Origin of the sequence: Streptomyces sp. NPDC004732 (assembly GCF_040609235.1) — a bacterium.
Classification (GTDB): Bacteria; Actinomycetota; Actinomycetes; order Streptomycetales; family Streptomycetaceae; genus Streptomyces.
On the sequence record NZ_JBEXJR010000001.1, the window covers coordinates 501413 to 520196 of the forward strand.

Genomic DNA, 18784 nt, shown 5'->3' on the forward strand with positions numbered 1-18784 from the left:
CATGCCTACAGCACGCATGCGCGCAAGCACAGACCCCGCCGGGCCTCCCGTGCCACCCGAACCGCCTCCCGACCCGCCGTCGGGGCGGATGGTGACGTGGCTGGGGCGGTTCGGTCCCGTCGCCGTGGGCTATGCCGTGTTCCAGGCTCTGGTGGGGCTGCTGCCCGACGCACTGTTCGGGGACACGGCCCGCTATTCGCTCGCCGTGGTCAGCGGTCTCGGCACGGGGATCTCTGCCTGGCTGGCCGCCGCGCTGCTGCGGGCCAGGGGCGCGTCCGGCGACGGGCACACCGGCGGTCCGGACGGGGTGCCCTCGCCGCGCCGCCCGCTGCCGGGAGCGGCACCCTCCCCCTCCCCCACTGCACCGGGAGCGCCGGGGCCGCTGCCGGGGCTCTCCGCCGCGACGTACGCCACCCTCGTCGAGCGCCTGACGGTCTTCGACGACCCGCCGCACGGCCGCCTCACCGGCTGGCCGCACGCCCTCGACGAGCAGCCGGAGCCGGTACGGCCGACACCGACCGGCACCGCGTACGGACTCCACATCGCCCTCGAACTCGGCATGCCCGACGGGCGGTTGCGCACCTCCGAGCTGGTGGAGACGCTGTGGCGGCTGCGCCTGCCCGAGGGCGGCTGGGCGGCCCGCTCGCAGGGCACGGTGGGGCGCCCCGAGGTGACCGCGCTGGTGCTCGGCGCACTCGCGCGGGCGGGTGCGGACTCCCGGCTGCTCGCCACCGAGGCGGCGCGCTGCACGGAGCGCTTCACCCGCGAACTGGAGCCCGCGGGCGCCGAGTTGACCCACGTCGTCACCACGGTCCTGCGCGGGCTGCTGCGCGCCGCGCCCGGCTCGCCCGCCCTGCCGGTGCTGCGGGACGCGCTCGTCGACGGGGCCGTCACCGATCCGGCGCGCGGCCACCGGCGCTGCTGGGGCTCCCGGCTCACCCCGCCGCGCGGCAGGACGGTGGCGCCCTCTGCCGTGCACACGGCGCAGGCCGTCGTCGCCCTCGACCGGGCGGCCCGGGTGCTCGGCGAGGACGCGAACGCCCGCGCCACGCGCGAGGAGGGCATCCGCTGGCTGCTCTCCTGCCCCGGGCCCGCGCACGACGGCTGCGAGGACCTGGAGAGCGGCCACGAGACGGTCCGCAGGCCGCATCCCGTCGACGCGTCGCGCTCCGAGGTGCTCGCCGTGCGGCACTTCTCGGCGGCCTGGGTGGTGCGGGCGCTGCTCACTCCGGACGCGCCCGCGGTCGCCGCCGACGAGGACCGGGAGGCGGTCTGGCAGGAGATGCTCGCGGGGTCGGCCGCGTCCGTGTGGCGGCAGCAGGACAACGGGATCTGGACGTGGGACGGGGACGATCTCGCCTACCCGCTGTGGATGACCTACCAAGGCCTTTCGGCGCTGCGGGCACATGCCGTATGGATGTATCAGCCGGGTGGCTGAGCCCCCGGCGCGGGGCGGGTGCGCGGACGAGGGGGAGAGTGCATTGGGTGGTCGGCACGTCCAGGACGCCAGGCGGCTCCTGGCGGAGTCACTGGCCGGTCCCGCGGGTGACGAACTGGTGCGGGAGGCCCGCGCCGCCGTCGCCGAACTGGGCGCCCCGCGACGCCTGTTGCCGCTCGTGCGCGAACTGGCGACCGGTGTCGGCGACCCTTCGGGGTGCGCGCTCCTCTCGTACCGCCACGTCCTCGGCTTCGACAAGCTGCTCCTGATCGACGGCGGACCGCGGCACATGCTGCGCGCGCACGTGTGGCACCCGGACCGCGGCACCCGCGAGGACATCCACAACCACCGCTCCCCGCTCGCCTCGTACGTGGCGCGGGGCACGCTCGGCATGGAGCTGTACGAGCCCGCGAACCCCGGCGCGGACGAGGGCATCGCCACGTCCTGGTACCGGGAGTCGTTGACGGGCGAGGAGGGCGACTGGCTCCTGGAGCCCGCGGGCGGCGCGCGGCTGCGTCTCGTGCAGAGCGCGCAGTACACGGCGGGGAGCGGCTATGCGCTGCCGCCACATGTCCTGCACCGTGCGTGGTGCGTCTCGGCAGAGCCCGCGGTCACGCTGTTCCTGGAGACGGGGGCAGGGCGGCGGCGGTACACGGATGTGTTCGCGGGGTCCGGGGCCGCGGAGGGGGCCCACTCGGACGAGGCGGCCGACGCGGCGGGGCGTGCGGTGGCGAAGAAGCCTCTTGAGGTGAACGACTATCTGGCGGAGCTCTCGGCGCTGGCCGGGCTGCTCGCCGACGGGCCGATGGACTAGCTGGATGGGCTAGCTGAAGGCCTGGCGGACGATCTCGCGGTTGTAGTCGTCGATCCGGACGGTGCCGAGCTCGGCGGGGTCGAGCCAGCGGTGGTCCTGGTCGGGCATCGGCAGGACCACGTCGAAGGTGAGGGGCCGGACGAGGAAGTTGTCCTGCCAGTTCTTGACCTCGTGCCCGTGGTACGTACTGACGAAGGAGGATTCGCCGACCTTGCGCAGCACCTTGCCGAGGAGTCCCGTCTCTTCCTTGAGCTCTCTCAGGACGCCGTCCCGTGGACTCTCGCCGGGCTCCAGCTTCCCGCACGGCACGCCCCACACGCCGGGCAGGAACCGCTCGGTCTCGCTGCGACGCACGAGCAGCACACGGCGGCGGAACACCACGACAGCCGCCGCGAGCCGGTTGTCACCGGGATAGTCCATGTCCTCCAACGTAGCGGGGAATCGGGGACCGTGACAGTCACGGCAGCGGCTCGTCGGCCACCGGTTCGCGTTCTCCCTGGTCGAGGCGGAACGGAGGGTAGACGTCCGTCAGCAGAGTGCCGTAGGCCACCACCCGCGCGCCCCAACGGTGCAGTCCTACGTTGAGGTCGTACATGCCCCTCGGGTAGTGACCGCGGAAGAGCAGCACCACGCCCGCGTACACGGCGAGCAGCCCGGTGAGGCCGCCGTTGACGCGGTAGGCGCCGGTGATCAGGAAGAGGACCGCGAGCTGCGGCAGGACGAGCAGCCACCACTTGACGAGCACCAGACCGCGGGAGAGCCGCTCCGGACGGTCGATCTCCAGGTGCGCGGGATAGTCCGGCACGTCGTGCAGCGAGAAGGGCGGATAGCGGTCGGTGCCGAGCACGCCGTACGAGTAGTACTCGACGCGCCAGGTCCAGCGCAGCACGCCGACGTTGAAGTCGAAGAGGGCGCGCGGATAGCGGGCCGTGATCAGGATGGCGACGAACGCGACCACGGTGACCAGGAAGAACGCGATCCAGAGGAAGGCGAGGACGAAGTAGTGCGGGATCGCGAGGAGCCATTTGACGAGCCACAGCCAGCGGGAGGGCGCGGGGTCGTACTCCGCCCGGAGCCGGACCGGTCCCGCCAGGTGCTTGTGCAGTGGAGGAGGCGCGGACGACACCATGGCGATCATCTCCCTCGCGGGTACGGGGCCGCACCCGCTCTCCCCTTTCCATGTACGGCCGAAAGCGGCCTCCGACAAGAAGAGGCGCCGTGTCCGTTTCCTTCAAGACCGGGCACGGGACCGCTGCCTACGCTGCGGACATGAACAGCACTCCGAAAGCACCCACCCCCCGGTTCGACCTGATCGGTCTCGTCGTCTCCGACCTGACCGCCACGCTCGCCTTCTACCGCAGGCTCGGCCTGGAGTTCCCCGCCGGGGCCGAGAGCCAGCCGCACGTGGAGGCGGCGCTCCCCGGCGGTCTGCGCATCGCCTTCGACACGGAGGCGACCGTCCGCTCCTTCCACCCGGACTGGCAGCCGCCCGCTGGCGGGGGCCGGATCGGGCTCGCCTTCCACTGCGGGACGCCCGCCGGGGTCGACGCGGTGCACGAGGACATGACGTCCACCGGGCACGCGAGCGAGCTCAAGCCGTTCGACGCGCCCTGGGGCCAGCGGTACGCGGTCGTGCTCGACCCGGACGGCAACGGCGTCGACCTCTTCGCGCCGCTGGAGCCCTAGGGACCGCCGAGCAGCGTGCCGAGCGGCGCTCCCGTCAACTCCTTGACGTCGCGGGCCAGATGAGCCTGGTCGGCGTAGCCCGCGACGGCCGCCGTAGCCGCGTACGGCATGCCTTCGCGGGCCAGCGCGAGCGCCCGCTGCAGACGCAGCACCCGGCCCAGCGTCTTGGGTCCATAGCCGAAGGCGGGCAGCGAACGGCGGTGCAGCAGACGGGCGTTGACGCCCGCGTCCGCCGCGGTGCGCGCGACCGAGCGGCCCGCGCCCAGCGAAGCGACGATGTGGGCGAGCAGCGGGTCGGGCGGTTCGGCGTCGGCGGCGCGCTCCACGGCGACGGCCTCCAGGACGGCCATCGGATCGCCCGCGCCGTCCACCCGCTCGGTCAGGCGGCGCGCCTCGGCCGCGGTCCACAGGTCCGCCAGCTCCTGCCGCCGGTCGAGGAGTTCATGGGCGGGGACGCCGAGGAAGGCGGGCGCGGTGCCGGGGTAGAAGCGGATGCCGACATAGCGGCTGCCGGGGGCCACGGCCTCCGGCACGTACGCACGGGTGTCCGGGCCCGCGACGAACAGCCTGCCCTCGGTCCACAGCAGGTCCATGCAGCCGTCGGGCAGCACGGGGCGGGTGTCGCCGGGGGCGCCCGTGGCCACGCGGGTCCAGACGACCGCGCCGGTCAGCCGGGACGGCCGCTCCCGGTAGTCGCCGGGCGCGACGCTCTCTGTGGCCACGGGATCCAGGTTACGCCGGGCTCCCCCGGTGTTCCTGCGGGCTGACCCCGTACACCCGCTTGAAGGCGCCGGACAGGGCGAACGCACTGCCGTACCCGACGCGGCGGGCGATGGAGCCGATGGTCAGCCCGCTGTCGCGGAGCAGGTCGGCGGCGAGCGCGAGCCGCCAGTTCGTCAGGTACGTCATCGGGGGCTCCCCCACGAGGTCCGCGAACCGCCGGGCCAGCGCGGCCCGCGAGACGCCCGCCTTCGCCGCGAGGTCCGCGATCGTCCAGGGGTGGGCCGGGTCGTCCTGCAGCAGCCGCAGGGCGCGGCCGACGACCGGGTCGCCCATCGCCCGGTACCAGGCGGGCGCCTCGGCCTCTGGGCGGGAGAACCAGGCGCGCAGGGCGGCGATCAGGAGCAGGTCGAGGAGCCGGTCGAGGACGACGGCCTGGCCCGGCTCGTCCTTGCCGATCTCCTCGGCGACGAGCGGTGTGAGCGGGCACTGCCACACCTCGCCGGGCAGCACGAGCAGGGGCGGCAGCGCGTCGAGGAGCCGTCCGGTGATCTCGCCCTGCATCTGGTAGGTGCCGATCAGCATCTCCACGGAGCTGTCGCGTCCCTCGCCCCAGGCGCGCGGGCCGAGGTCGCGGTAGCGGGCCACGGGGGCGCCGTCGAGCGGTACGCAGCGCTCCCCCGGCTGGATCTCGGCGAAGGGCGCGGTGGCGGGGTCCCCGGCACAGGTGTAGTGGTCGGGGCCGCGGGCGATGGCGAGGTCGCCGGGGCGGATGCGCTGGGCGGGCGTCCCGTCCGCCGGGGAGATCCAGGCGTCCCCGCGCACCATGACCATGACCGAGATAGGGGCTTCGTCCGCGATGCGGACGGACCAGGGCGGGTCGAACAGCGCGCGGATCATAAAGGCTCCCCGCGCGCGCGGTCCCTCCAGCAGTCCGGCGAGTACGTCCATGGCGGCAGCGTAGAGGTACGCGTAGACGCACGCGTATGGCCGTGAGCTCCTCGGCGATGGTTCCCCGGCCCGCACGGCAGTTGACTGACATGTATGACGACGAACACAGCAAACACAGCGAGCACGACGAGCACGACGAGCACGAACATGACGGTTCTGGTGACGGGCGCGACCGGGCGGGTGGGCCGCAGGGTCGTGGAGTCGGCCGAGGCGGCCGGGCTCACGGTGCGGGCCGCTTCGCGGTCCGGCGCGGTGCGGTTCGACTGGACGGACCGGTCGACCTGGGCGGGCGCACTGCACGGCGCCGACGCCGCGCACCTCGCGTATCTGCCGGACGTCGGGGCTCCCGGCGCGGCCGATGCGGTCGGTGCGTTCGCCCGCGAGGCGGTCGCGGCGGGCGTGCGGCGGCTCACGCTGCTCTCGGCGCGCGGCGAGGACCAGGCGCACGCGACCGAGCAGGCGGTGCGGGACTCGGGTGCCGAGTGGACCGTCGTGCGGGCCAGTTGGTTCGCGCAGAACCTCAGCGAGGGACCGCTGCTCGACGGGATGCGGGGCGGGGAGCTGGTGTTCCCCGCCGGTGAGGTGCTCGAACCGTTCATCGACGCCCGGGACATCGGGGACGTGGTGGTGGCCGCGCTGACCGGCGGCGACCGGTTCACGGGCCGGACCCTGGACCTCACGGGACCCCGGCTGCTCTCGTTCCGGCAGGCGGTGGCGGAGGTCGCGGCGGCGGCCGGGCGGGAGATGACGTACGTGCCGGTGTCCGCCCGTGACTACGGGGCGGCCCTCGCACAGTTCGGGGTGCCCGCCGAGGAAGTGGAGTTCCTGATCGAGCTGTTCGAGACGAGCCTCGACGGCCGCAACGCGAAGCTCTCCGAGGGGGTACGGGAGGTGCTCGGCCGGGACCCCAGGGACTTCGCGTCCTTTGCCCGCGAATGCGCGCAGGCGGGGGTGTGGAGCAGTTTCAGCCCCTCCGGCGTGTGAGGAGCGGGGTCCGGGGCGGCGCCCCGGACGCCTCACTCCGGAGGGGTGTCACCCGGCCCGCTCCCGTTCCGCTTCGCGTGCTTCGGCTGCTTCGCGGGCGTCCGCAGCCGCGACTGCACGTCGTCGGGCGGCAGGAAGCGCGACCAGCGCTCGGGGAACTCGGACGGCATCTCGGGGTCGTCGGGGTCGTCCGGCTCCGTCACCGCCTCCCGTGCGGCGGCCGCTCGGGCCACCACCTCGGCGGCCTGCGCCTCCCTTATGCGGTCGTTGGCGGCGCGTGCCGCGGCCGTGGCGACGGACGGCCAGACCCGGTCGATGGCCGCGTTGACCGCGGCGCCGACCAGGACCGCGAACGCCGAGACGCCGATCCACAGCAGCACGGCGACGGGCGCCGCGAGCGAGCCGTAGATGGTGGGGCCCTCCACCGTGCTGGTGAGGTAGATGCGGAGCAGGAAGCTGCCGAGCACCCACATCGCGAGCGCGATCAGCGCGCCCGGCATGTCCTCGACCCACGGCGAACGCACCGGCACTGACACGTGGTACAGCGTCGTCAGGAAGACCACGGAGAGGATCACGACGACCGGCCAGTAGAGGATCTGGACCACCGTCGTGGAGCCCGGCAGGAGTTTCACCACCGCGTCCGGGCCCGCCACCATCAGGGGCAGCGCGATCGAGCCGATGAGCAGCGCCACGATGAACAGGCCGAAGGCGAGCATCCGGGTCTTGACGATGCCGCGCGCGCCGTCGAGGCCGTACATCACGGTGATGGTGTCGATGAAGACGTTCACGGCGCGCGAGCCGGACCACAGGGCGAAGAGGAACCCGATGGAGATGACGTCGGGGCGGCTGACCCGCATCACGTCGTCCAGTATCGGTTCTGCGATCTGGTGGACGCCCCGGTCGGAGAGGACCGTGCGGGAGGCCTCCAGGATGTTGCTCTGCAGGCTGGTGATGGTGTCCGCGCCGGTCCACCGGTCGACGTACGCGAGCAGCCCGATGAGGCTCAGCAGCAGCGGCGGGACGGAGAGCAGCGTGAAGAACGCCGCTTCGGCCGCGAGCCCCAGGATGCGGTACTCGATGCACGAGTTGACGGTGTCCTTGAGCAGCAGCCAGGCGGTCCTGCGCATGGAGACGTTCCGGTAGAGAGCGCGGGCCCGGTTCCAGCGGCCTGACGGCCGCCCGGGTGTTTCTTTTGCCTGGTGCACCTCCTTACCGTAGCGGCATGGCAGCCAGCACCCACACAGTGACCAACCAGGCTCCGCCCCTGGTGGGATATGACGTATTCACGTCCGACCGGGCCCTCGTGGAGGGGGTGGAGCGGCATCTGGATCCGACGCTCCTCGATTCCGCCCGTGCCGAGCTCTCGTTGCTCGGCCGGGCCGCGGGTTCCGCCCAGGCACAGAAGTGGGGAGACCAGGCGAACGAGAATCCTCCCGTTCTGCACACACATGACCGTTACGGCAACCGGATCGACGAGGTCGAGTTCCACCCCGCGTGGCACCGGCTGCTCGGCAAGGCCGTCTCCGCGGGCCTGACCACCGCCTGGTCGCGGCCCGGCGGACATCTGCGCAGAGCCGCCGGGTTCCTGGTGTGGACACAGGCCGAAGGGGGCCACGGCTGCCCGATCTCGATGACGCACGCCGCGGTGCCCGCGCTGCGTGCCGACCCCGCGCTCGCCGCCGAGTGGGAGCCGCGCCTGACCTCGACCGCGTACGACGCGGGGCTGCGTCCCGCGTCCCAGAAGGCCGGTGCCATTTTCGGCATGGGGATGACGGAGAAGCAGGGCGGCAGCGACGTACGCGCCAACACGACGCGCGCGCAGGCCCTCGCGGAGGACGGGACCTATGCGCTGACGGGGCACAAGTGGTTCTGCTCCGCGCCCATGTCGGACGGGTTCCTGGTGCTTGCGCAGGCCGAGCAGGGGCTGACCTGTTTCCTGGTGCCCCGGGTGCTGGAGGACGGCTCGCGGAACGCGTTCGCCATCCAGCGGCTCAAGGACAAACTGGGCAACAAGTCCAATGCGTCGAGCGAGGTCGAGTTCGACGGGACGTGGGCGCGGCGGGTCGGGGACGAGGGGCGCGGGGTGCGCACCATCATCGAGATGGTGGCGGCGACCCGCCTCGACTGCGTGATCGGCTCCGCGGCGCTGATGCGGCAGGCCGTGGTGCAGGCGGTGCACCACGCCACGTACCGGGAGGCGTTCGGCGGCAGGCTGGTCGACAAGCCGCTCATGCGCAACGTACTGGCCGATCTGGCGCTGGAGTCCGAGGCGGCCACGACGCTGGCGCTGCGGCTCGCGGCGGCCTACGACGACGGGAGCGAGCAGGAGCAGGCGTTCCTGCGGCTCGCGGTGCCCGCGGCGAAGTACTGGGTGACCAAGCGGTGCACGCCGCTGGTCGGCGAGGCCCTCGAATGCCTGGGCGGCAACGGCTACGTGGAGGAGTCGGGCATGCCGCGGCTGCTGCGCGAGGCGCCGCTCAACTCCATCTGGGAGGGCTCGGGGAACGTACAGGCACTGGACGTGCTGCGGGCGCTGCAGCGCGAGCCGCGGGCCCTCAACGCGTTCCTCCAGGAGGTCGGGAAGGCGCGCGGCGCCGACCACCGCCTGGACGGCGCGATCAAGGACCTGCTGACCGAACTGGCCGACCTGGAGGGCATCGAGGGGCGGGCGCGACGGCTCGTGGAGCGGATGGCGCTGGTGCTCCAGGGGTCGCTGCTCGTGCGGTACGCGCCGCCCGAGGTCGCCGACGCGTTCTGCGCCTCGCGGCTCGGCAGGGACTGGGGCGCGGCGTTCGGCACGCTGCCGCACAGCCTCGATCTGTCGGCGGTGGTGGAGCGGTCCGCTCCCGGCGTCTAGCCGCTGGGGCCGATACGGGGGTGGTGCTGCGCCGACACGGCACCACCCCCGTCTTTCAGGCCCCTTGAGGAGCGTGAACACCGCACGGGCGGCGTTGTTGTCCAGATTCGTGCACCGTCCGGGCATCGGCCAGGGTTGCAAGAGGTTGCAACTCGCCGTGCCGTCCTTCCGATTCATCGCCGATGAGGCGCCCGGGGAGGCGCACAGGGGGCACGATGAATTGGCTGCCCCCGCACACTGGTCTGGCCGGAAAGGACCCAGTGGTCATGAACGCCCCCTCGACGATAGATCTCGCGCACATGTCCGCCATGGATCTCGCGCACGCCGCACACCTCCTGAAGGGGGTGCGCGACGCCACGCTGTCCGGACGGCGGCCGAGGGTCCTGCCGCGTCCGGTGATCGGCGACTCGTGGGAGCGGATGCTGCTCGGCGGGGTCGACCCCGACCACGACCACCGGTCCCGGCTGCTGACCGAGGAGGATCTCGAGGAGCGCCGCCGCGCCTCGCCGCTCATGGAGATCCTCCCCGTCCTGCGCGACGCGCTGGTCTCCGTGGCGGACGCGGCGCAGCACATCATGGTCGTCAGCGACGCGGACGGGCGGGTGCTGTGGCGCGAGGGCAGCGCCGCGGTGCTGCGCAAGGCCGACTCGCTCGGATTTGAACCGGGTGCGGACTGGGGCGAGAACGTCGTGGGCACGAACGGCATAGGGACGCCGCTCGTGGTGCGGCGCCCCGTGCAGGTCTTCTCCGCCGAGCACTTCGTGCGGACCCACCATCCGTGGACGTGCACGGGCGCCCCGGTGACCGATCCGCGTGACGGCAGGCTGCTGGGCGTGGTCGACGTCAGCGGCCCGCTGCAGAGCATCCATCCCTCGACGCTCGCCCTGGTCGACTCGGTGGCCAAGCTCGGCGAGGCGCGGCTGCGGGACCGGCACGTGACGGCGCTCGACCGGCTGCGCGCGGTGGCGGCGCCGGTGCTCGCGCGTCTCGACGGGCGGGCGCTCGCGGTGGACGTGCACGGCTGGACCGCCGCGGTGACGGGCATGCCTCCCGCGGACCGGCTGACGCTCCCCAAGTCCTTCGGGGCAGGTCACAGCTGGCTCCCCGCGCTGGGCTCCTGCCTGGTGGAGCCGCTGCCCGGCGGGTGGCTGCTGCGCCTGGAGAACCCCGGTGACGTGCCGCAGCCGGTCGCCGCGACCCGCCTCGTCCTGGACGTGAGCAGCCCGCGCCGCTGGACGCTCTCGGTGCTCGGCGGCGCCCACGACTGGACGCACGAGCTGAGCCCGCGCCACGCCGAGCTCCTCTACCTCCTGTGTACGTACCGCACGGGACGCACGGCCTCGGGGCTTGCCGAGGACATGTTCGGCGATCCGGCGCGCACGGTGACGGTGCGCGCCGAGCTCTCCCGCGTGCGGCGCTACCTGGGCGGGCTGCTCGCCCACCGCCCCTACCGCTTCCCCGAGGACGTGGACGTCGACGTGATCACACCGAGGAGCCCGGCGGACCTGCTGCCCCATTCGATGGCGCCCGCGGTCCGCGCGGCGCGGCGGCTCACGGAGCCTTGAGGGCGACGTGGCCCCCCGATGCGGCACATGATTCTCTGAGCCCCATGAGCATCACTGTCACCACCTGGTCCCTGGAGCAGACGTCGCCCGCCGATCTGCTCCCGGCCGCCGCGCCCGACGGCGACGTCCGGATCGTGCGCGCCGAAGTTCCCTCGCCGGAGTTCAGCCGGTTCCTCTACGCGTCCGTCGGCGGGGACATCCGCTGGTCGGACCGGCTCTCCCTCTCCTATGCGCAGTGGCAGAAGCTGCTCGACCGGCCGGGTGTGGAGACGTGGGTCGCGTACGAGAAGGGGACACCGGCCGGGTACGTGGAGCTTGCGGCGCGCGGGGAGAACGGGGGCGCGGCGGAGGGTGTCGTCGAGATCGTCTACTTCGGTCTGCTCCCCGCCTTCCGGGGGCGCCGGATCGGCGGCCACCTCCTGTCGCACGGCGTCGCGCGCGCCTGGGACCTGGCCGACCGGTGGCCGGGGCTCGCGCCGACCGAGCGGGTCTGGCTGCACACGTGCTCCAAGGACGGCGAGCACGCCATGGACAACTACGAGCGGCGTGGCTTCAAGCTCTTCGACACCAAGGTCGAGCAGGAGCCGGACGTGCCGACGCCGGGCCCGTGGCCGGGGGCCGACCGCGACTGACGCCCCGCACGTCGCTGTGACCGACGACACCCTTGTCCACGATGCGGGACAAGGGTGTCCGCATTTTGGATAATGCTGGACTGGGCCGAAAGTCCCGTGACACGCTTCCGGCATGGATCGCACTGGAAACGCCTTGGTGAGTCGACGTCACGTCGACCTCGGCCGCATGTCCAGCGCCATGTGTCCGGCTTGCTGATCTACTCAGCACAGCCGCTCCCCATCCACTGAACCCCCTCCCTGCGCAGCGCCGCGCGTACGTCCCCGCATGTGTCCAGCATCTGCGGACGTATGCCATATCCGCAGGTCAGAGCCGCTTTCCCGCTGCCCCGAAGGACGTACCGCCATGGCCGCCACGCCAGAAAAGCCTGCCCCAGCCACGCCCCGCCGCAAGGCGAGCCGTCACCGCGGCGAGGGCCAGTGGGCCGTCGGTCACTTCACACCGCTCAACGGGAACGAGCAGTTCAAGAAGGACGACGACGGTCTCAATGTGCGGACACGTATTGAGACGATCTATTCGAAGCGTGGATTCGACTCCATCGACCCGAACGACCTCCGTGGACGTATGCGCTGGTGGGGCCTCTACACCCAGCGCAAGCCCGGGATCGACGGCGGCAAGACCGCGATCCTGGAGCCGGAGGAGCTGGACGACGAGTACTTCATGCTCCGCGTGCGCATCGACGGCGGACGGCTGACCACCGAGCAGCTCCGCGTGATCGGCGAGATCTCCCAGGAGTTCGCCCGCGGCACCGCCGACCTCACCGACCGCCAGAACATCCAGTACCACTGGATCCGCATCGAGGACGTCCCCGAGATCTGGCGGCGCCTGGAGGCCGTGGGGCTCTCGACCACCGAGGCGTGCGGTGACACGCCCCGCGTCATCCTCGGCTCCCCCGTGGCGGGCGTCGCCGAGAACGAGATCATCGACGGCTCCCCCGCCATCGACGAGATCCAGCGCCGCTTCATCGGCAACCCCGACTTCTCGAACCTGCCGCGCAAGTTCAAGACCGCGATCTCCGGGTCGCCGCAGCTCGACGTCGCCCACGAGATCAACGACGTGGCCTTCGTCGGCGTGCACCACCCCGAGTACGGCCCCGGCTTCGACCTCTGGGTCGGCGGCGGCCTCTCGACCAACCCCAAGCTGGGCGTGCGCCTCGGCGCCTGGGTGCCGCTCGACGAGGTGCCGGACGTGTACGGCGGCGTGATCGGCATCTTCCGCGACTACGGCTACCGCCGCCTGCGCAACCGCGCCCGCCTGAAGTTCCTCCTCGCCGACTGGGGCCCGGAGAAGTTCCGGCAGATCCTGGAGGACGAGTACCTGCAGCGGAAGCTGACCGACGGGCCCGCCCCCGAGCAGCCCGCGGGCACCTGGCGCGACCACCTCGGCGTGCACCGCCAGAAGGACGGCCGCTTCTACGTCGGCTTCGCACCCCGCGTCGGCCGCGTCGACGGCACCACCCTCACGAAGATCGCCGAGGTCGCCGAGGCGCACGGCTCGGGCCGTCTGCGCACCACCGCCGAGCAGAAGATGATCGTGCTCGACGTCGAGCAGGAGCAGGTCGACCCGCTCGTCTCCGCACTCGAAGCGCTCGACCTGCGGGTCAACGCCTCGCCCTTCCGGCGCGGCACCATGGCCTGCACCGGCATCGAGTTCTGCAAGCTCGCCATCGTCGAGACCAAGGCCCGCGGCGCCTCGCTCATCGACGAACTGGAGCGCCGCATCCCGGAGTTCGACGAGCCGATCACCATCAACATCAACGGCTGCCCGAACGCCTGCGCCCGCATCCAGGTCGCCGACATCGGCCTCAAGGGCCAGCTCATGCTCGACGACGCGGGCAATCAGGTCGAGGGCTACCAGGTGCACCTGGGCGGCGCCCTCGGACTCGACGCCGGATTCGGCCGCAAGGTCCGCGGCCTGAAGGTCACCGCAACCGAGCTGCCCGACTACATCGAGCGGGTCCTGAAGCGCTTCGAGGCGGAGCGCGAGGACGGCGAGCGCTTCGCCACCTGGACCGCCCGCGCGTCCGAGGAGGCCCTCAAGTGAGCGAGCGTGCCGCCCCGTTCCACTGCCCCTACTGCGGCGACGAGGACCTGCGCCCCAACGAGGCCGGTCACGGCGCGTGGGAATGCGCGGGCTGCAATCGGGCCTTTCAGCTGAAGTTCCTCGGGCTGCTCGCCCGGGGCGTTCAGCAGACCAGCAGTGGAGAGAGCCAGATATGACGACCGCTCAGGATCAGAAGCCGCGCACGGACGACGAGTTGAAGGCACTCGCCGAGCAGGCCGGGCGCGACCTGGAGGACGCCTCCGCCCTGGAGATCCTCCAATGGGCCGCCGACACCTTCGGGGCACGCTTCTGCGTGACCTCCTCGATGGAGGACGCGGTCGTCGCCCACCTCGCCGCGCGGGCCAGGCCCGGCGTCGACGTCGTGTTCCTGGACACCGGTTACCACTTCCCGGAGACCATCGGCACCCGCGACGCCGTCGAGGCCGTCATGGACGTCAACGTCATCACCTTGACGCCCCGTCAGACCGTGGCCGAACAGGACTCCACGTACGGCCCGAAGCTCCACGACCGCGACCCGGACCTGTGCTGCAAGCTGCGGAAGGTGCAGCCCCTGGAGGAGGGTCTCGCGGGATACACCGCGTGGGCCACCGGGCTGCGCCGCGAGGAGTCGCCGACCCGGGCGAACACCCCGGTCGTCGGCTGGGACGAGAAGCGGCGCAAGGTCAAGGTCTCGCCGATCGCCCGCTGGACGCAGGACGACGTCGACGCGTACGTCACCGAGCACGGCGTCCTCACCAACCCGCTCCTGATGGACGGCTACGGCTCGGTGGGCTGCGCCCCCTGCACCCGCCGCCTCCTGGAGGGCGAGGACACGCGGGCCGGCCGCTGGGCCGGAAACGCCAAGACCGAATGCGGGATCCACGGATGACCGCGCCGCAGACCGAGCCGCAACCGACCCGGGAGAACCACGTGACGACCGGAGCCACCGTCTGGCTCACCGGCCTGCCCAGCGCCGGAAAGACCACCATCGCGTACGAACTGGCGGGCCTGCTGCGCGCCGAGGGCCGCCGCGTGGAGGTCCTCGACGGCGACGAGATCCGCACGTTCCTCTCGGCGGGCCTCGGCTTCGGCCGCGAGGACCGGGACACCAACGTGCAGCGGATCGGCTTCGTCGCCGAACTCCTCGCCCGCAACGGCGTGCTGGCCCTGGTGCCGGTGATCGCCCCGTTCGCCGACAGCCGCGAGGCGGTGCGCAAGCGCCACCAGGCGAACGGCACCGGGTACCTGGAGGTGCACGTCGCGACGCCGGTCGAGGTCTGCTCCGTACGCGATGTGAAGGGCCTGTACGCCAAGCAGGCGGCGGGCGAGATCTCCGGTCTCACCGGGGTCGACGACCCGTACGAGGCACCGGACTCGCCCGACCTGCGCATCGAGTCGCAGGACCAGACCGTGCAGGAGTCCGCGGCCGCCCTCCACGCGCTGCTCACCGAAAGGGGTCTCGCATGACGACCGTCGCCACAGTGACCGACGAGGGCACCGACAGCCCGTACGCGCTCAGCCACCTGGACGCCCTGGAGTCCGAGGCCGTCCACATCTTCCGCGAGGTGGCGGGCGAGTTCGAGAACCCGGTGATCCTCTTCTCCGGCGGCAAGGACTCCATCCTCATGCTGCACCTGGCGCTGAAGGCGTTCGCCCCCGCGGCGATCCCCTTCTCACTGCTGCACGTGGACACGGGACACAACTTCCCCGAGGTCCTCGAGTACCGCGACCGCGTGGTCGCCGAGCACGGGCTGCGGCTGCACGTCGCCTCCGTGCAGGAGTACATCGACGCAGGGAAGCTGCGCGAGCGTCCGGACGGCACCCGCAACCCGCTGCAGACCGTACCGCTCACGGAGAAGATCCAGAGCGAGAAGTTCGACGCGGTCTTCGGCGGTGGACGCCGTGACGAGGAGAAGGCCCGCGCCAAGGAGCGGGTGTTCTCCCTGCGCGACGAGTTCTCCCAGTGGGACCCGCGCCGCCAGCGCCCCGAGCTCTGGCAGCTCTACAACGGCCGCCACGCGCCCGGCGAGCACGTCCGCGTCTTCCCGCTCTCCAACTGGACCGAGCTGGACGTGTGGCAGTACATCGCCCGCGAGGACATCGAGCTCCCCGGGATCTACTTCGCCCACGAGCGCGACGTGTTCCAGCGCTCCGGGATGTGGCTGACCGCGGGCGAGTGGGGCGGCCCCAAGGAGAGCGAGACGGTCGAGAAGCGGCTCGTCCGCTACCGCACGGTCGGCGACATGTCCTGCACCGGCGCCGTCGACTCCGACGCCACCACGCTCGACGCCGTCATCACCGAGATCGCCGCGTCCCGGCTGACCGAGCGCGGCGCCACCCGCGCCGACGACAAGATGTCCGAGGCCGCGATGGAAGACCGCAAGCGCGAGGGGTACTTCTAACCATGAGCAACAGCACCACCGAGCCGGTGAAGCCGCTCTCCACCGAGCAGCTTTCGGCCACCACCCTGCTCCGGTTCGCCACCGCGGGCTCCGTCGACGACGGCAAGTCCACGCTGGTGGGCCGCCTGCTGCACGACTCCAAGTCGGTCCTCACCGACCAGCTGGAGGCCGTGGAGCGCGCCTCGGCAAGCCGCGGCGCCGAAGCCCCCGACCTGGCGCTGCTCACCGACGGCCTGCGCGCCGAGCGCGAGCAGGGCATCACCATCGACGTGGCCTACCGCTACTTCGCGACGGCCCGGCGCCGCTTCATCCTGGCCGACACCCCGGGCCACGTGCAGTACACCCGGAACATGGTCACCGGCGCCTCCACGGCCGACCTCGCCGTCGTCCTCGTCGACGCCCGCAACGGCGTCATCGAGCAGACCCGCAGGCATGCCGCGGTGGCCGCGCTGCTCCGCGTCCCGCACGTGGTCCTCGCCGTGAACAAGATGGACCTCGTCGCGTACGAGGAGACGGTCTTCGCGGAGATCGCCAAGGAGTTCACCGCGTACGCGGGCGAGCTGGGCGTCCCGGAGATCACCGCCATCCCGATCTCGGCGCTCGCCGGTGACAATGTCGTCGAGCCGTCGTCGAACATGGACTGGTACGGCGGCCCGACCGTCCTGGAGCACCTGGAGACGGTCCCGGTCAGCCATGACCTCGCCTCCTGCCACGCACGGCTGCCCGTGCAGTACGTGATCCGTCCGCAGACCGCCGAGCACCCCGACTACCGCGGCTACGCGGGCCAGATCGCGGCCGGTACCTTCCGCGTCGGCGAGTCCGTGACGGTGCTGCCCTCCGGGCGGACCTCGAAGGTCACCGGGATCGACCTGCTGGGCAAGGCGGTGGACGTGGCGTGGACGCCGCAGTCCGTCACGCTGCTCCTGGAGGACGACATCGACATCTCGCGCGGCGATCTGCTGGTGCCGAGCGGCGACGTCCCGAAGACCTCGCAGGACGTGGAGGCGACGGTCTGCCACGTCGCGGACACCGCGCTCTCCGTCGGCCAGCGGGTGCTGCTCAAGCACACCACCCGTACGGTCAAGGCGATCGTCAAGGAGATCCCGTCGCGGCTCACCCTCGACGACCTCTCCCAGCACCCGGAGCCCGGCCAGCTCGTGGCCAACGACATCGGCCGGGTCAAGATCCGCACCGCCGAGCCGCTCGCGCTCGACACGTACGCGGACTCGCGCCGCACCGGATCGTTCCTGCTGATCGATCCCGCGGACGGCACGACGCTGGCGGCGGGCATGGCGGGCGACGCATTCGCCGCGCCCACCGACGCCCCCGCGGAGCCGGTCGCCCCCGCCGACGGCAGTGACGACGGATGGGACTTCTGACCATGACCTACGTAGACGTATACGCGACGTTCGCGAAGGAGGGCGGCCGCATCGGCAGCGGCGCCCTCGGCAGCGGGCAGGGCGGAGTCGCGCGATGTGCGGAGTAACGCCTTCCGTTCGACGACCGCGAAAACGAAGACCTGCCGATCTCCCGGCCACGACCTGACGGCGTGCGCCCGGGCCAACGAGGGGACCACCTCCCGTGCCTGCTTCACGTACCCGACTCGCCGCACTCGCGGCCCTGCCCCTCCTCGCCCTGGCGCTCGGCGCCTGCGGCTACGGCTCCGACAGCTCCGACGAGGACGGCAAGTCCAAGGTCGCCGAGGGTGCCAAGAAGATCGACGGCCTGGACAGCGTGAAGATCGGGTACTTCCCGAACCTCACCCACGCCACCGCCCTGGTGGGAAACCAGGAAGGCCTGTTCCAGAAGGAGCTCGGCGGCACGGAGGCGAAGTACGCGACGTTCAACGCCGGACCCTCCGAGATCGAGGCGCTGAACGCGAAGTCGATCGACATCGGCTGGATCGGCCCCTCTCCCGCCATCAACGGCTACACCAAGTCCCAGGGCAAGAACCTGCAGATCATCGGCGGTTCGGCCTCCGGCGGCGTGAAGCTCGTGGTCAACCCCGAGAAGATCAAGTCCCTCAAGGACGTCAAGGGCAAGAAGATCGCCACCCCGCAGCTCGGCAACACCCAGGACGTGGCTTTCCTCAACTGGGCCGCCGAGCAGGGCTGGGACGTCGACGCACAGAGCGGCAAGGGCGACGTATCGGTGGTCCGCACCGACAACAAGATCACCCCTGACGCCTACAAGTCCGGTTCCATCGACGGCGCGTGGGTGCCGGAGCCGACCGCGTCCAAGCTGGTCGCCGAGGGCGGCAAGGTGCTTCTCGACGAGTCCGACCTGTGGCCGGACAAGAAGTTCGTGATCACCAACATCATCGTGCGGCAGGAGTTCCTGAAGGAGCACCCGAAGGTCGTCGAGGCCGTGCTGCGCGGCGCCGTGAAGACCAACGCGTGGATCGCGAAGAACCCGGAGAAGGCCAAGGCCGCCGCGAACGAGCGGCTGAAGACGGACGCCGGCAAGCCGCTGCCCGCCGAGGTGCTCGACCCTGCCTGGAAGTCGATCCAGACGACCAACGACCCGCTCGCCGCGACCCTGGACGCCGAGGCCGACCACGCGGTCAAGGCCGGTCTCCTGAAGAAGCCCGACCTCAAGGGCATCTACGACCTCGGTCCGCTGAACAAGGTCCTCAAGGCCGAGGGCGAGTCCCCGGTCGACGACGCCGGACTCGGCGTCAAGTAGCCCCGGAAG

The 18784-nt window shown here is 71.7% G+C and carries 20 protein-coding genes; 15 read left to right on the forward strand and 5 right to left on the reverse strand.

Going from position 1 to position 18784, the window contains the following annotated elements; all coding sequences use genetic code 11:
* Window positions 1-16: 16 nt before the first annotated feature.
* On the forward strand, window positions 17-1438 hold the full coding sequence (locus tag ABZV77_RS02065; protein WP_356249281.1) for a hypothetical protein: 1422 nt from the start codon (window positions 17-19) through the stop codon (window positions 1436-1438).
* Window positions 1439-1481: 43 nt separating this feature from the next.
* Window positions 1482-2252 carry a hypothetical protein gene (locus tag ABZV77_RS02070; protein WP_356249283.1) on the forward strand — a complete coding sequence of 257 codons (771 nt, stop codon included), beginning with the start codon at window positions 1482-1484 and terminating at the stop codon, window positions 2250-2252.
* A gap of 9 nt (window positions 2253-2261) precedes the next feature.
* On the opposite strand, the gene ABZV77_RS02075 is transcribed toward ABZV77_RS02070, so the two are convergent.
* Together ABZV77_RS02075 and ABZV77_RS02080 are read right to left on the reverse strand one after the other, a co-directional pair.
* Window positions 2262-2672: an NUDIX hydrolase gene (locus ABZV77_RS02075; RefSeq protein ID WP_356249285.1), complete on the reverse strand. Its 411-nt coding sequence runs from the start codon at window positions 2670-2672 to the stop codon at window positions 2262-2264.
* Between the two features lie 37 nt (window positions 2673-2709).
* Entirely contained in the window at window positions 2710-3381 is a 672-nt protein-coding gene (locus ABZV77_RS02080) for a DUF4389 domain-containing protein (protein WP_356249287.1), read from the reverse strand.
* Window positions 3382-3521: 140 nt separating this feature from the next.
* Here ABZV77_RS02080 and ABZV77_RS02085 point away from each other — a divergent pair, with 140 nt between their 5' ends.
* Window positions 3522-3938 carry a VOC family protein gene (locus ABZV77_RS02085; RefSeq protein ID WP_356249289.1) on the forward strand — a complete coding sequence of 139 codons (417 nt, stop codon included), beginning with the start codon at window positions 3522-3524 and terminating at the stop codon, window positions 3936-3938.
* Here the strand turns inward: ABZV77_RS02085 and ABZV77_RS02090 are convergent.
* Both ABZV77_RS02090 and ABZV77_RS02095 read right to left on the reverse strand, forming a co-directional pair.
* Window positions 3935-4660 carry a DUF6597 domain-containing transcriptional factor gene (locus tag ABZV77_RS02090; protein WP_356249291.1) on the reverse strand — a complete coding sequence of 242 codons (726 nt, stop codon included), beginning with the start codon at window positions 4658-4660 and terminating at the stop codon, window positions 3935-3937. The genes ABZV77_RS02085 and ABZV77_RS02090 overlap by 4 nt on opposite strands.
* Window positions 4661-4670: 10 nt before the next feature.
* Entirely contained in the window at window positions 4671-5609 is a 939-nt protein-coding gene (locus ABZV77_RS02095; RefSeq protein WP_356249293.1) for an AraC family transcriptional regulator, read from the reverse strand.
* 147 nt (window positions 5610-5756) lie between these two features.
* Between ABZV77_RS02095 and ABZV77_RS02100 the strand changes: the two genes are divergently transcribed.
* Complete coding sequence (locus tag ABZV77_RS02100) at window positions 5757-6593, forward strand: NAD(P)H-binding protein (protein WP_356249295.1); 837 nt, start codon at window positions 5757-5759, stop codon at window positions 6591-6593.
* A gap of 32 nt (window positions 6594-6625) precedes the next feature.
* Here ABZV77_RS02100 and ABZV77_RS02105 read toward each other — a convergent pair whose 3' ends face one another.
* The gene (locus ABZV77_RS02105) at window positions 6626-7798 is read right to left on the reverse strand and encodes a YihY/virulence factor BrkB family protein (RefSeq protein ID WP_356249297.1); all 1173 of its coding nucleotides are present in this window, start codon (window positions 7796-7798) and stop codon (window positions 6626-6628) included.
* Between the two features lie 17 nt (window positions 7799-7815).
* Here ABZV77_RS02105 and ABZV77_RS02110 point away from each other — a divergent pair, with 17 nt between their 5' ends.
* The 11 genes from ABZV77_RS02110 (at window position 7816) to ABZV77_RS02160 (ending at window position 18775) form a co-directional block, all read left to right on the forward strand.
* Entirely contained in the window at window positions 7816-9450 is a 1635-nt protein-coding gene (locus ABZV77_RS02110) for an acyl-CoA dehydrogenase family protein (protein ID WP_356249299.1), read from the forward strand.
* 266 nt (window positions 9451-9716) lie between these two features.
* On the forward strand, window positions 9717-11015 hold the full coding sequence (locus tag ABZV77_RS02115; protein WP_356249301.1) for a GAF domain-containing protein: 1299 nt from the start codon (window positions 9717-9719) through the stop codon (window positions 11013-11015).
* Window positions 11016-11059: 44 nt separating this feature from the next.
* On the forward strand, window positions 11060-11647 hold the full coding sequence (locus ABZV77_RS02120) for a GNAT family N-acetyltransferase (RefSeq protein ID WP_356249303.1): 588 nt from the start codon (window positions 11060-11062) through the stop codon (window positions 11645-11647).
* Between the two features lie 112 nt (window positions 11648-11759).
* Window positions 11760-11843 (forward strand): putative leader peptide, encoded by an 84-nt coding sequence (locus ABZV77_RS02125; RefSeq protein WP_317850486.1) that lies wholly within the window; start codon window positions 11760-11762, stop codon window positions 11841-11843.
* 147 nt (window positions 11844-11990) lie between these two features.
* On the forward strand, window positions 11991-13688 hold the full coding sequence (locus ABZV77_RS02130; protein WP_356249305.1) for a nitrite/sulfite reductase: 1698 nt from the start codon (window positions 11991-11993) through the stop codon (window positions 13686-13688).
* Complete coding sequence (locus ABZV77_RS02135) at window positions 13685-13864, forward strand: hypothetical protein (RefSeq protein ID WP_356249307.1); 180 nt, start codon at window positions 13685-13687, stop codon at window positions 13862-13864. The genes ABZV77_RS02130 and ABZV77_RS02135 overlap by 4 nt, the downstream gene beginning before the upstream one ends.
* Window positions 13861-14577 carry a phosphoadenylyl-sulfate reductase gene (locus tag ABZV77_RS02140; protein ID WP_356249309.1) on the forward strand — a complete coding sequence of 239 codons (717 nt, stop codon included), beginning with the start codon at window positions 13861-13863 and terminating at the stop codon, window positions 14575-14577. Before ABZV77_RS02135 ends, ABZV77_RS02140 begins: the two co-directional genes overlap by 4 nt.
* Window positions 14574-15155, forward strand: coding sequence for an adenylyl-sulfate kinase (cysC, locus tag ABZV77_RS02145; protein ID WP_356249311.1), 582 nt, complete (start codon window positions 14574-14576; stop codon window positions 15153-15155). The genes ABZV77_RS02140 and cysC overlap by 4 nt, the downstream gene beginning before the upstream one ends.
* On the forward strand, window positions 15152-16090 hold the full coding sequence (gene cysD / locus ABZV77_RS02150; protein ID WP_356249313.1) for a sulfate adenylyltransferase subunit CysD: 939 nt from the start codon (window positions 15152-15154) through the stop codon (window positions 16088-16090). The genes cysC and cysD overlap by 4 nt, the downstream gene beginning before the upstream one ends.
* A gap of 2 nt (window positions 16091-16092) precedes the next feature.
* A complete protein-coding gene (locus tag ABZV77_RS02155; RefSeq protein WP_356249315.1) occupies window positions 16093-17469 on the forward strand; it encodes a GTP-binding protein in 1377 nt (458 codons plus the stop codon).
* A 202-nt stretch (window positions 17470-17671) separates the two neighbouring features.
* Window positions 17672-18775: an aliphatic sulfonate ABC transporter substrate-binding protein gene (locus tag ABZV77_RS02160; RefSeq protein ID WP_356249316.1), complete on the forward strand. Its 1104-nt coding sequence runs from the start codon at window positions 17672-17674 to the stop codon at window positions 18773-18775.
* Window positions 18776-18784 lie beyond the last annotated feature (9 nt).